Genomic DNA, 12,611 nt, shown 5'->3' with positions numbered 1-12,611 from the left:
ACAGTCGTCCCGTCCGTCTCAGGAACCGCCTGAGGCCGAGAGAGTGCGAGCCCCCATGGACGTGCAGAAGAAGCTCGACGAGATCGTCGCGGCCGTCGGCGGCGCCCGGTCCATGCCCATGTCGGCCTCCTGCGTGATCAACCGCGCCGAGCTGCTGGAGCAGCTCGAAGAGGTGCGCCAGGCACTGCCCGGCTCGCTCGCGCAGGCTCAGGAGCTCATCGGCGGCCGGGAGCAGATGGTCGAGGAGGCCCGCCGGGAGGCGGAGCGGATCATCGACGCGGCCCACAACCAGCGCGGTTCGCTGATCTCCGACACCGAGATCGCGCGGCGCTCCCAGGCCGAGGCGGACCGGATCCTGGAAGAGGCCCGCCGGGAGGCCGAGGAGATCCGGGCCGAGGCCGACGACTACGTCGACAGCAAGCTCGCGAACTTCGAGGTCGTGCTGACCAAGACCATCGGCTCGGTGGACCGCGGCCGGGAGAAGCTCCTGGGCCGCGGCCCGGGTCTGGACGAGCACGGCTACCCGGACATGGACGCACCCGAGCGCAGCCACGACCCCGAGACGCAGCGGCAGCAGGCGGACGCCTACGTCGACACCAAGCTGGCGACCTTCGAGGCGGTGCTCTCCAAGACCCTGGAGGCCGTGGGCCGCGGCCGGCAGAAGCTCCTGGGCCGGGTCCCCACGGACGACCTGGGTGTGCACATGGCCGCCCAGGACGCGGTGGGCGGACAGCAGTCCCGCTCGGCGAGCGACTCGGACTTCCTGGCGGGACTGGCGGAGCCGGAGCCGCTGCAGGCGCAGGCACCGATCCCGGCGCAGGCGGAGCCCGTGTACGACACGTACGGCTACCAGCAGCCGGCCCGGCCCGCCGCCCAGCAGCAGGACGCGTACGCCTACCAGGACCCGTACGGCGGCTACCAGCAGCCGGACCCGTACTCCACCGCGGGCGGTTCCACCGGAGCGGGCTACGCGGCGCACTACGACGCGCAGCAGCCCGACCCCTACGCCGCGTACCAGCCGCAGGCCCAGCAGCCTTCGCTCGACGAGACCAGCCTCTTCGACACGAGCATGATCAACCTGGACCAGCTGCGTCAGTACGAACAGGGGCGCTAGACCGGATTGGGCGCTGGGCGCCGCTGCGGGTATCCTGGCTGTTCGGTCGCGCGTATGCACCGCGATCCATGCTGCCCTAGTGCGGCGGAATCTTTGATCTTCAGCGATCTGTGAAAGCAGGAACGGCCCTGAATACCCGCCTCGACCACCGCAACCCCCTCGTGTTCGACACGCACGAGCTGGGCCGGCGTCCTGGTGCCATGCAGCGGCTGTCCCGTGAGATCGCGGCACCGGCGGACTTCGGTCTCGTCGGCGTCATCGGAGTGCCGGAAGGCGCCCCGGTGAAGCTCAGCCTCCGCCTGGAGTCGGTCATGGAAGGGGTGCTTGTCACAGGCACCGCCCGTGCGTCGGCCGTAGGGGAGTGCGTAAGGTGTCTGGAGTCCGTCGAGCGCGAGCTCAAGGCGGACTTCCAGGAGATGTTCTCGTACCCTGACGCCGACGACCGGAGCCGCTCCAAGGCGGAACCGGCCGACGACGCCGAGGACGACGAGGACACGCTCTTCCTCGAGGACGGTTTGTTCGACCTCGAACCCGTGCTGCGGGATGTGGTGGTGCTCGCACTGCCCATGCAGCCGGTGTGCCGGGAGGACTGTCTCGGACTGTGCCCCGATTGCGGGCTCAGCCTGAACGACGACCCGGACCACCACCATGACGCCGTCGACATCCGTTGGGCGGCATTGCAAGGACTCGTCGTGACCGATCAGGACGGCGAGAAGGACAACATGAGCGGCACTGCCTCTGACGGAGTTCAGGGCGCCGCCGAGAAGCAGGAGAAGTAGCCGTGGCTGTTCCGAAGCGGAAGATGTCGCGCAGCAACACGCGCCACCGCCGGTCGCAGTGGAAGGCTGCGGTCCCCACCCTGGTTTCGTGCGAGCGTTGCCAGGAGCCGAAGCTCCAGCACATTGCGTGCCCGAGCTGCGGCACCTACAACAAGCGCCAGGTCCTCGAGGTCTGAGCGGCTGGTGAGAGGCGCAATGTCTGAGCTGTCCAACGCTGAGAAGCAGGCAGACAGTAACAACGCGGCCTCGTCCCACACGCTTCTGGAAGGGCGGCTCGGGTACCAACTCGAGTCCGCCCTTCTGGTGCGTGCGCTGACCCACCGCTCGTACGCGTACGAGAACGGCGGTCTGCCCACCAACGAACGCCTGGAGTTCCTCGGGGACTCCGTGCTGGGCCTGGTGGTCACGGACACGCTGTACACGACCCACCCGGATCTCCCCGAAGGCCAGCTGGCCAAGCTTCGGGCCGCGGTGGTCAACTCGCGCGCACTGGCGGAGGTCGGACGCGGCCTCGAACTCGGCTCCTTCATCCGGCTCGGCCGGGGCGAAGAGGGCACGGGAGGCCGGGACAAGGCCTCCATCCTCGCCGACACCCTTGAAGCGGTGATCGGCGCGGTTTACCTCGATCAGGGCCTCGACGCGGCCTCGGAGCTGGTTCACCGGCTCTTCGACCCGCTCATCGAGAAGTCCTCGAACCTCGGGGCCGGCCTGGACTGGAAGACCAGTCTCCAGGAACTCACGGCGGCCGAAGGCCTTGGCGTGCCCGAGTACCTGGTCTCCGAGACCGGTCCGGACCACGAGAAGACCTTCACTGCTGCCGCTCGCGTCGGTGGTGTCTCGTACGGCACCGGCACCGGCCGCAGCAAGAAGGAAGCGGAACAGCAGGCCGCAGAGTCCGCATGGCGCGGGATCCGTGCCGCCGCGGACGAGCGGACGGCGGCCGCGGCAGCTGCCGCAACCGCCGGTCCGGCCGAGGTTCCGGCTTCGGCCGGGACCGAGAACGGCGGGGTGCCGACTCCCGCCGAGTCGGCGCCGGACGCCTGACCCTTCCTTCGGGACGTGACCGCCCGCTCCTGCCTCGCAGGGGCGGGCGGCTGTCGTTTCCGGGTGGCCGGTACGCTCGCCGGGAGCGTCAGATCCACTCCCACCGGAGGTTCCCCGTGCCCGAGTTGCCCGAAGTCGAAGTCGTGCGGCGGGGGCTGGAGCGCTGGGTGTCGGGGCGGACCGTCGAGGCCGTCGAGGTCCTGCATCCGCGGGCCGTCCGGCGCCATCCGGGCGGCGGGGCCGACTTCGCGGCGCGGCTGCGGGGGGAGACCATCGGGGCGGCGCAGCGGCGCGGGAAGTACCTGTGGCTGCCGCTGGAGGGCCGGGACCTGTCCGTGCTCGGACACCTCGGGATGAGCGGGCAGCTGCTGGTGCAGCCGCAGGACGCCCCCGACGAGAAGCACCTGCGGATCCGGGTGCGCTTCGACGATGACGCCGGGACGGAGCTGCGCTTCGTGGACCAGCGGACCTTCGGCGGCCTGTCGCTGCACGAGGTCGCCGCCGGCAGCACCGACGGGCTGCCCGACGTGATCGCGCACATCGCGCGCGACCCCCTGGACCCGCTGTTCGACGAGGGTGCCTACCATCTCGCGCTGCGCGCCAAGCGGACCACCGTCAAGCGGGCGCTGCTGGACCAGTCCCTGATCAGCGGGGTCGGCAACATCTACGCGGACGAGGCGCTGTGGCGCGCCAGGCTGCACTACGAGCGCCCCACCGCGGGCCTCACGCGCCCCCGGAGCGCGGAACTCCTCGGCCATGCCCGGGACGTCATGAACGCCGCCCTCGCGGTCGGAGGCACCAGCTTCGACAGCCTGTACGTCAACGTGAACGGGGAGTCGGGCTACTTCGACCGTTCGCTCGACGCCTACGGGCGCGAGGACGAACCCTGCCGGCGCTGCGGCACGCCGATACGGCGTCGGCCGTGGATGAACCGGTCGAGCTACTTCTGCCCGCGCTGTCAGAGGCCGCCGCGCGTGGCGTCGTAGGACTGCCGGGCGCCCAGCACCGCCGTCATGTTCCCCTCCAGGCAGTGGATGAGTGCGAGCAGCCGGTCCGCGACCTCGACGCCGAGCGGGGTCAGCTCGTAGTCGACGCGCGGCGGGTTGGTGGGCTGCGCCTCGCGGTTGACTATGCCGTCGCGCTCCAGCGCGTGCAGGGTCTGGGAGAGCATCTTCTCGCTGACGCCCTCCACCCGGCGGCGCAGCTCGTTGAAACGGCACGGGCCTTCGCGCAGGGCGCCGACGGTGAGGCTGCCCCAGCGGCCGGTGACGTGTTCAAGGGTTTCCCGGGACGGGCAGGCGCGCGCGAAGACATCGAACGGTTGTGCCGTCTCTGCGGCTTCGGTACAGGCAGGGGTCTCCATACCCCAAGCGTACTCGCCCGCAGCGCTAACCCGGGGGTTGCGCTTTCTAAAAGTTAGTGATTCTCTTTCTCTCGTCGCACCACGACCTGTGCCGCGACGAGAGTTTTCCCGAGGGAGAGATCAGCCTTGTCCGCAATCACGCACACCCCCGTCGTCTCGATCGCCTACCACTCCGGCTACGGCCACACCGCCGTCGTCGCCGAGGCGGTCCGCAGCGGCGCCGTGGAAGCCGGGGCGACCGTTCACCTGATCAAGGTCGACGAGATCGACGACGCCCAGTGGGAGCTCCTCGACGCCTCCGACGCGATCGTCTTCGGCTCCCCGACGTACATGGGCACCGCCTCCGGCGCCTTCCACGTCTTCGCCGAGGCCTCCTCGAAGCGCTGGTTCGGCGACGTCTGGCAGGACAAGGTGGCGGCCGGCTTCACGAACTCCGCGTCCAAGAGCGGCGACAAGCTGCACACCCTGCAGTTCTTCCAGATCCTGGCCGCGCAGCACGGCATGAGCTGGGTCAACCTGGGCCTGAAGCCGGGCTGGAACTCCAGCACGGCCTCCGAGAACGACCTGAACCGCCTCGGCTTCTTCTCCGGAGCCGCCGCCCAGACCAACTCCGACGAGGGCGCGGACGCGGTCCACAAGGCCGACATCGCGACCGCCGAGCACCTGGGCCGCCGCGTCACCGAGCAGACCCGCATCGTCCTCGCGGGCCGCGCGGCCCTGGCCGCCGCCGCGGTCTGAGTCCTAGAAGCCGAAGTCCTGGGTCCACCAGGGGCCGCCGGCGGAGACCTGGACGCCGACGCCCAGGGTGCGGAACTCGCAGTTGAGGATGTTCGCCTTGTGGTCCGGGCTGTTCATCCACGCCTTCATCACGGCCTCGGCGTCACCCTGGCCGCGGGCTATGTTCTCGCCGCCGAGGCCGGAGATGCCGGCCTTGGTGGCACGGTCCCAGGGGCTGTTGCCCTCGGGGTCCTCGTGGCTGAAGAAGCCGCGGGTGGCCATGTCCAGGCTGAAGGCCCCGGCCAGCGCCGCGAGCGGCGGATTGGCCCGGACCGGGCCGCAGCCGGCCAGCGCGCGCTCCTGGTTCACGAGCTCGACGACGGCGGACTCCTCCGCGGAGTGGCCGTCCAGAGGCGGGCGGGGCTCGGCGGTGGTCGACTTCGAGGGTGCCGGGGCCGGAGCCTGGCTCGTGGCCGGTGCCGGGGCGGTCGGCGCGACCGGCGCGGCCGGACTCGTGCGCGGGGCCTTGGGGGACGGGGCCTTGGCCGACGGGGCCTTGGTGGACGGGGCCGGCGTGGCGGACGGGGCCGACGGGGAGGGGGAGGCGCTCGGCGAGGCGGACGGCGAGGGCGAGGCGCTCGGAGAGCCGCTCGGCGAGGGCGCCGGGGAGGCGGACGCCGACGGGGAGGCCGGGGCCGACGGCTTCGGGGACGCACTGCCCGACCCCGTGCCGGCGGAGGCGCGGCCGGAGAGGTTCACGAGGCCGTTCTGCTGCGGCAGCACCGTATCGGAGCCGGTCGGGGCCTTGGCCTTGGCCTCCGTGGTGGGGGCGTCCGTACCGCTGACACCCACATAGGGGAAGGAACCGCCGACCGGCACCATGCCGGTGGTGACGGCCGCGGTGCCGAGGGCGACGGCCACGGAGACGCCCAGCAGGCCGGTGCGCAGGGCGGTGCCGCGCTTGCCGCCGCTGTGCGGCGGGGCGGGGAGTCGGTGACGGCCCATCGGAGCGTGCCTTCCTTGCCGGGTGAAGATCATCCCTTACCCACCCAAATGGGTGAGTTCATTGGTGCGCGACTGTACGCCATGGGGCCAGGGGGGCGATGTGTCCCGAAAGTGCTCGCCCGGTTAGCGTTCACGCATGAATGAAGAGGTCCGTCTGACCGCCTGGGTGCGCGGCCGTGTGCAGGGAGTGGGCTTCCGCTGGTTCACCAGGGAGAACGCCCTGGAGATCGGCGGGGTCGTCGGCTTCGCGCTCAACCTCGACGACGGGCGAGTGCAGGTGGTCGCCGAAGGTCAACGTGAGAATTGCCACCGGCTGCTCGACTGGTTGCGCTCCTCCGACACGCCCGGCCGGGTGGACGGGGTGACAGAGATCTGGGGCACACCGCGCGGTGGCTACGACGGATTCGGGATGCGGTGACCGATCGACTGATCATGCACTCATCACATCTCTGAGCCTCCGCACACGGTCGGAACTGCGCATTCGTCGTCGACGCGTTGCCGACGAGCCCGATCCGTGGAACGCTCGAAGATGAGGATGATCTCCACACCCCTTGCGGGGACCGGGGCGCGCGCCGATACGGGGCGTGATCGTGTTGACCGTCAAACTTTTTGGTGAGACGCTGGAAGCCCCGCGCACCTGAGCTGTTTGGCAGTGTTGGCAGTAGCAAGCGCAGTGACTGTCAGTCGCTGTCGGACATCCGCGGGTGCGATTCCCTCACGACCCACACCGCTTCGGTCGGTCACTCAGTGTGGAGGACCATCCATCATGGCAAAGGCGCTTCTCGGTTACGTCGGCGGTTCCGACCCGCGACTCCTCGCCGAGATGCGACGGCTTCAGCAGCGCGTCCAGGACCTCGAGTCCGAGCTCGTACGGATTCAGTCCGAAAATGACGCGCTGAACGCGGCCGCCGCTCAGCACGACGGAGACTCGCTGCTCGGCAGCATCGACATCGACGTACCCCAGGCGGAGCCTGCGCTCACCTGACCCGTGCTTCACCCGTCGCTCGACTCCAGCCCCGCATGATCTGCAAGGGACGCTCCGGCGTCCCTTCTTTCTTTCCTCGTCCTCTTCCCCTGCCTTCCCCCGGGCTGTTCCCCGGACCGCCGCGCCGCGTACCACAGGGCCAGGTGGGGGGCCTGATCCCATTGGCGTCAGTTGTGCCCAGCACCTTCATGGGTGAAACCGGACGCGAAAGGTAGAGTCCGGCGGCGTGCACCTCAAGTCCCTGACCCTGCGTGGCTTCAAATCCTTCGCGTCCGCCACCACCTTGCGTTTCGAGCCCGGAATCACCTGTGTCGTGGGCCCGAACGGCTCCGGCAAGTCCAATGTGGTGGACGCGCTGTCCTGGGTCATGGGCGAGCAGGGGGCCAAGTCCCTGCGCGGCGGGAAGATGGAGGACGTCATCTTCGCCGGGACCACCGGGCGCCCGCCGCTCGGACGGGCCGAGGTCTCCCTGACGATCGACAACTCCGACGGCGCGCTCCCCATCGACTACGCCGAAGTCACGATCACCCGGATCATGTTCCGCGGCGGTAGCAGCGAGTACCAGATCAACGGTGACACCTGCCGCCTGCTCGACATCCAGGAACTGCTCTCCGACTCCGGCATCGGCCGCGAGATGCACGTCATCGTCGGACAGGGCCAGCTGGACTCCGTACTGCACGCCGACCCCATGGGCCGCCGCGCCTTCATCGAGGAGGCGGCCGGCGTACTCAAGCACCGCAAGCGCAAGGAGAAGGCGCTGCGGAAACTGGACGCGATGCAGGCCAATCTCGCGCGCGTCCAGGACCTCGGCGACGAGCTGCGGCGCCAGCTCAAGCCCCTGGGACGGCAGGCGGCGGTCGCCCGGCGGGCGGCCGTGATCCAGGCGGACCTGCGCGACGCGCGGCTGCGGCTGCTCGCCGACGACCTGGTCGTACTGCGGCGCGCCCTCGACGCGGAGATCGCGGACGAGGCGGCGCTCAAGGAGCGCAAGGAGGCCGCCGAGGCCCAGCTCGCGGGCGCCGTGCGGCGCGAGGCGGAGCTGGAGGAGGCGGTACGGGAGCTCGCACCGCGGCTGCAGCGGGCGCAGCAGACCTGGTACGAACTGTCGCAGCTCGCCGAACGCGTCCGGGGGACCGCCTCCCTGGCGGACGCGCGGGTCAAGAGCGCCTCGGCTCCGGCCGAGGAGGAGCGGCGCGGCCGCGATCCCGAGGAGATGGAGCGGGAAGCCGCGCGGATCCGTGAGCAGGAGGCGGAACTGACAGCGGCCCTGGAGGCGGCCTCGCGGGCGCTGGAGGACACGGCCGAGCACCGGGCGGAGCTGGAACGGGCGCTGGCCGAGGAGGAACGCCGGCTGCGGGACGCCGCGCGGGCCATCGCCGACCGGCGCGAGGGACTGGCCCGGCTGACCGGGCGGCTCGGCGCGGCCCGCTCCCGTGCGGGGGCGGCGCAGGCCGAGATCGACCGGCTCGTCGCGGCGCGGGACGAGGCGCAGTCCCGGGCCGCCGCCGCGCAGCAGGAGTACGAGGCACTGGCGGAGGAGGTCGGCGGCCTCGACGACCCGTCGGCCGGCACCGACCACGAGAGCGCGCGGGAACGGCTGGCACGGGCCGAGGCGGAACTGTCCGCCGCCCGGGAGGACCTGTCCGGGGCGGAGCGCTCACGGGCGGCCGTCTCGGCGCGCCGGGACGCGCTGGCGCTGGGGCTGCGCCGCAAGGACGGTACGGGCGCACTGCTCGCGGCGCGGGAGCGGCTGGCCGGGCTGCTGGGACCGGCGGCGCAGAGACTGTCGGTGGCCCCCGGGTACGAGGTCGCCGTGGCCGCCGCACTGGGCTCGGCCGCGGACGCGCTGGCGGTGGCCTCCCCGGGGGCGGCGGCCGAGGCGATCCGCCACCTCCGTGAGGCGGACGCGGGCCGCGCCACCCTGCTGATCGCCCCGGCCGCCGCACCCGCCCTCCCGGGCCAGGCCTCGGCCGGACCCGCGGACGGGGACGTGGCCGGGGCAGCGGCTGCCGGTGGAGCCGGATCCCCGGGAGCGGTCCCCCGTCCGGCCCCCTCCCGGGACGGAGATCTGCCCGCGCACGCACCGCACCTGCCGGTGAGCGTCGGTGCGTCCGCCTCGGCGCCGGCCCCGGAGCCGCTCGCGGGCGGCGCACCGGCGGGCGCGCCCGTACCGGCCGCCGGACTGGTCGGCGGGGACGCGGAGGTGCGGCGGGCCGTGGAGTGGGTGCTGCGGGACCACGTCGTGGTCGGGACCCTCGACGAGGCCGAGGCGCTGATCGCGCAGCGCCCCGACGCGGTGGCCGTGACCCTCGACGGTGACGTGCTCGGTGCGCACCTCGCGCACGGTGGCTCCGCCGGAGCCCCCAGCCTGATCGAGGTGCAGGCGGCCGTCGACGAGGCCGCGGGCGAGCTGGTCCGGCTCGGCGTCCGGTGCGAGGAGCTCGCCGACGCCCGGGCGGCCGCCCAGGCGCGCCGTCAGGACGCGGCCGCCCTGGTCGAGGAGCTCGCCGAGCGGCGGCGCGCCGCAGAAGCGGCCCGGGCCGGGGTCGCCCAGCAGCTCGGGCGGCTCGCCGGGCAGGCGAAGGGCGCGGCCGGCGAGGCCGAACGCAGCGCCGCCGCCGCGGCCAGGGCCCAGGACGCCCTGGAACAGGCGCTGGCAGACGTGGAGGAGTGCGCGGAGCGCCTCGCGACCGCCGAGGAGATGCCGGTGGACGAGGAGCCGGACGGCTCCCGGCGGGACCGGCTCGCCGCCGACGGGGCCAACGCCCGGCAGACCGAGATGGAGGCCCGGCTGCAGCTCAGGACCCTCGAGGAGCGGGTCAAGGGGCTGGCCGGACGGGCGGATTCACTCGACCGCGGGGCCCGTGCGGAACGCGAGGCCCGGACCCGCGCGGAGCGCCGCCGGGCCCGGCTGCGCCACGAGGCGGAGGTGGCCCGGGCGGTGGCCGACGGGTCCCGGCAGCTCCTCGCGCACGTGGAGGTGTCGCTCGGCAGGGCCGACGAGGAGCGGGTGGCGGCCGAACGGGCGAAGGGCCTGCGCGAGCGGGAGCTCGGCGAGGCGCGCAACCGCGGCCGGGAGTTGAAGGGGGAGCTGGACAAGCTCACCGACTCGGTCCACCGCGGCGAGGTGCTCGGGGCCGAGCAGCGGCTGCGCATCGAGGCGCTGGAGGCCAGGTCGCTGGAGGAGTTCGGCATGGCGGCCGCCGGGCTGGTCGCCGAGTACGGCCCCGACCAGCCGGTGCCCCCGTCCCCGGCCGCCGAGGGCGAGGTCCTGCCGGAGGATCCGCAGGACCCGCGCAACCGGCCCGGCCCCTTCGTCCGGGCCCAGCAGGAGAAGCGGCTCAAGGCCGCCGAACGCGCCTACCAGCAGCTCGGCAAGGTCAACCCGCTCGCGCTGGAGGAGTTCGCGGCGCTGGAGGAGCGCCACCAGTTCCTCAGCGAGCAGCTGGAGGATCTCCGTAAGACGAGGGCCGATCTCCTTCAAGTCGTGAAGGAGGTCGACCAGCGCGTCGAGCAGGTCTTCACCGAGGCGTACCGGGATACGGCCCGGGAGTTCGAGGGGGTGTTCTCGCGCCTGTTCCCCGGCGGCGAGGGCCGGCTGATCCTCACCGACCCCGACAACATGCTGACCACCGGCATCGACGTGGAGGCCCGTCCGCCGGGCAAGAAGGTCAAGCGGCTGTCGCTGCTCTCCGGCGGCGAGCGCTCGCTCACCGCCGTGGCGCTGCTGGTGTCCATCTTCATGGCACGCCCCAGCCCGTTCTACGTGATGGACGAGGTCGAGGCCGCGCTCGACGACACCAATCTGCAGCGGCTGATCCGGATCATGGAGGAGCTCCAGGAGAGCTCGCAGCTGATCGTCATCACGCACCAGAAGCGGACGATGGAGGTCGCGGACGCGCTCTACGGCGTCTCGATGCAGGGGGACGGAGTCTCCAAGGTCATCAGCCAACGGCTCCGCTGAGACCCGTAGTTTCAAGAAGTGAATCCAATGTCGGTAATCTTCCGGACACATCAACTTCAAGCCAAGTATTGACTTCAGAAACTGAACGCATAGGCTCGCTCCGCTGTCTCCCGCCTTCGAGTGGTGCCCGATCTTGAACTGTGCGCCACTGTGAGGACGGACAAAACCCCCACGGAGCACACCTTGACCAGCAGCACATCGCGGGCCCCGGCACCTGGCGGCGGATCTTCGCCGCACCCCGAGCACCTCGGCCATGTCATCTTCATCGCCGCGGCCGCGGCGATGGGCGGCTTCCTCTTCGGGTACGACAGTTCCGTCATCAACGGCGCCGTCGTCGCCATCCGCGAACGGTTCGACGTCGGGTCCGCGGCGCTCGCCCAGGTGATCGCCGCCGCACTGATCGGCTGCGCGTTCGGCGCCGCCACCGCGGGCCGCATCGCTGACCGGATCGGCCGAATCCGCTGCATGCAGATCGCCGCCCTCCTCTTCACCGCGAGCGCCCTCGGTTCGGCCCTTCCGTTCGCGCTGTGGGACCTCGCCATGTGGCGCGTCATCGGCGGCATCGGCATCGGCATGGCCTCCGTCATCGGCCCCGCCTACATCGCCGAGGTGTCCCCGGCCGCCTACCGCGGCCGCCTCGCCTCCTTCCAGCAGGCCGCCATCGTCATCGGCATCGCCGTCTCCCAGCTCGTGAACTGGGCCATCCTGAACCTCGCCGACGGGGACCAGCGCGGCAACATCGCGGGCCTGGAGGCCTGGCAGTGGATGCTGGGCGTCATGGTCGTCCCGGCCGCCCTCTACGGGCTGATGTCCTTCGTCATCCCGGAGTCCCCCCGCTTCCTGATCTCCGTCGGCCGCAACGACGAGGCCAGGAAGGTGCTGACCGAGGTCGAGGGTTCGAAGATCGACCTGGAGGAACGGGTCGCCGAGATCGAGCACGCGATGCGCTCCGAGCACAAGTCCACCTTCAAGGACCTGCTCGGCGGCCGCTTCGGCTTCCTGCCCATCGTCTGGGTGGGTATCGGCCTCTCGCTGTTCCAGCAGCTGGTCGGCATCAACGTGATCTTCTACTACAGCTCCTCGCTGTGGCAGTCGGTCGGCATCGACGCGAGCGCCTCGTTCCTGTACTCCTTCGAGACCTCGGTCGTGAACATCATCGGTACGGTGATCGCGATGATCTTCGTCGACCGGATCGGCCGCAAGCCGCTCGCGCTCATCGGCTCCGTCGGCATGTCGATCTCGCTGGGCCTGGCCGCCTGGGCCTTCTCGTACAAGTCCGGGGTCGGCGACGACATCTCCCTGCCGCACGCCCAGGGCATCGTGGCCCTGGTCGCCGCCAACTGCTTCGTCCTCTTCTTCGCCCTCTCCTGGGGCGTGGTCGTCTGGGTGCTGCTCGGCGAGATGTTCCCGGGCCGCATCCGGGCCGCCGCCCTCGGCGTGGCCGCCGCCGCCCAGTGGATCGCCAACTGGGTCATCACCGTCAGCTTCCCGTCGCTCTCGGACTGGAACCTGTCCGGCGCGTACATGATCTACACCGGCTTCGCCCTGCTCTCGATCCCGTTCATCCTCAAGTGGGTGCCGGAGACCAAGGGCAAGGCGCTGGAGGAGATGGGGTAACCACCCCCGCCAACGCCCCATCC

General features: G+C 71.2%; 12 protein-coding genes. 10 read left to right on the top strand and 2 right to left on the bottom strand.

Translation table 11 applies throughout. The features are described from left to right. Positions 1 to 55: 55 nt before the first annotated feature. The 5 genes from KO717_RS10780 to mutM all read left to right on the top strand — a co-directional run bounded on the left by KO717_RS10780 (position 56) and on the right by mutM (position 3,923). Complete coding sequence (locus tag KO717_RS10780) at positions 56 to 1,114, top strand: cell division initiation protein (protein ID WP_301366278.1); 1,059 nt, start codon at positions 56 to 58, stop codon at positions 1,112 to 1,114. Positions 1,115 to 1,224: 110 nt separating this feature from the next. Then, a complete protein-coding gene (locus KO717_RS10775; RefSeq protein ID WP_301366277.1) occupies positions 1,225 to 1,893 on the top strand; it encodes a YceD family protein in 669 nt (222 codons plus the stop codon). Between the two features lie 2 nt (positions 1,894 to 1,895). Then, positions 1,896 to 2,069 carry a 50S ribosomal protein L32 gene (gene rpmF, locus KO717_RS10770; protein ID WP_003965982.1) on the top strand — a complete coding sequence of 58 codons (174 nt, stop codon included), beginning with the start codon at positions 1,896 to 1,898 and terminating at the stop codon, positions 2,067 to 2,069. A gap of 19 nt (positions 2,070 to 2,088) precedes the next feature. Further along, the gene (rnc, locus tag KO717_RS10765; RefSeq protein WP_301366270.1) at positions 2,089 to 2,937 is read left to right on the top strand and encodes a ribonuclease III; all 849 of its coding nucleotides are present in this window, start codon (positions 2,089 to 2,091) and stop codon (positions 2,935 to 2,937) included. A 116-nt stretch (positions 2,938 to 3,053) separates the two neighbouring features. Beyond that, positions 3,054 to 3,923 (top strand): bifunctional DNA-formamidopyrimidine glycosylase/DNA-(apurinic or apyrimidinic site) lyase, encoded by an 870-nt coding sequence (mutM, locus tag KO717_RS10760; RefSeq protein WP_301366269.1) that lies wholly within the window; start codon positions 3,054 to 3,056, stop codon positions 3,921 to 3,923. Here the strand turns inward: mutM and KO717_RS10755 are convergent. Then, positions 3,896 to 4,300 carry a winged helix-turn-helix transcriptional regulator gene (locus KO717_RS10755; protein WP_301366268.1) on the bottom strand — a complete coding sequence of 135 codons (405 nt, stop codon included), beginning with the start codon at positions 4,298 to 4,300 and terminating at the stop codon, positions 3,896 to 3,898. The genes mutM and KO717_RS10755 overlap by 28 nt on opposite strands. A gap of 126 nt (positions 4,301 to 4,426) precedes the next feature. Between KO717_RS10755 and KO717_RS10750 the strand changes: the two genes are divergently transcribed. After that, entirely contained in the window at positions 4,427 to 5,038 is a 612-nt protein-coding gene (locus tag KO717_RS10750; protein WP_301366267.1) for a flavodoxin family protein, read from the top strand. Positions 5,039 to 5,041: 3 nt separating this feature from the next. Here KO717_RS10750 and KO717_RS10745 read toward each other — a convergent pair whose 3' ends face one another. Next, positions 5,042 to 6,022, bottom strand: a complete 981-nt coding sequence (locus tag KO717_RS10745) for a CAP domain-containing protein (protein ID WP_301366266.1) — start codon at positions 6,020 to 6,022, stop codon at positions 5,042 to 5,044. Between the two features lie 136 nt (positions 6,023 to 6,158). Between KO717_RS10745 and KO717_RS10740 the strand changes: the two genes are divergently transcribed. The 4 genes from KO717_RS10740 to KO717_RS10725 all read left to right on the top strand — a co-directional run bounded on the left by KO717_RS10740 (position 6,159) and on the right by KO717_RS10725 (position 12,588). Beyond that, a complete protein-coding gene (locus KO717_RS10740; protein ID WP_078909436.1) occupies positions 6,159 to 6,440 on the top strand; it encodes an acylphosphatase in 282 nt (93 codons plus the stop codon). A gap of 348 nt (positions 6,441 to 6,788) precedes the next feature. Further along, positions 6,789 to 7,007 (top strand): hypothetical protein, encoded by a 219-nt coding sequence (locus tag KO717_RS10735; protein ID WP_030012524.1) that lies wholly within the window; start codon positions 6,789 to 6,791, stop codon positions 7,005 to 7,007. Between the two features lie 226 nt (positions 7,008 to 7,233). Further along, positions 7,234 to 10,971, top strand: a complete 3,738-nt coding sequence (locus tag KO717_RS10730) for an AAA family ATPase (RefSeq protein ID WP_301366265.1) — start codon at positions 7,234 to 7,236, stop codon at positions 10,969 to 10,971. A 183-nt stretch (positions 10,972 to 11,154) separates the two neighbouring features. After that, positions 11,155 to 12,588: a sugar porter family MFS transporter gene (locus KO717_RS10725; RefSeq protein WP_301366264.1), complete on the top strand. Its 1,434-nt coding sequence runs from the start codon at positions 11,155 to 11,157 to the stop codon at positions 12,586 to 12,588. Positions 12,589 to 12,611 lie beyond the last annotated feature (23 nt).

The sequence above is a fragment of the Streptomyces xanthophaeus genome (assembly GCF_030440515.1).
GTDB classification, from domain to species: domain Bacteria; phylum Actinomycetota; class Actinomycetes; order Streptomycetales; family Streptomycetaceae; genus Streptomyces; species Streptomyces kutzneri.
Note: the sequence above shows the minus strand (reverse complement) of the source record. Positions and strands in the feature narration are given on the sequence as shown.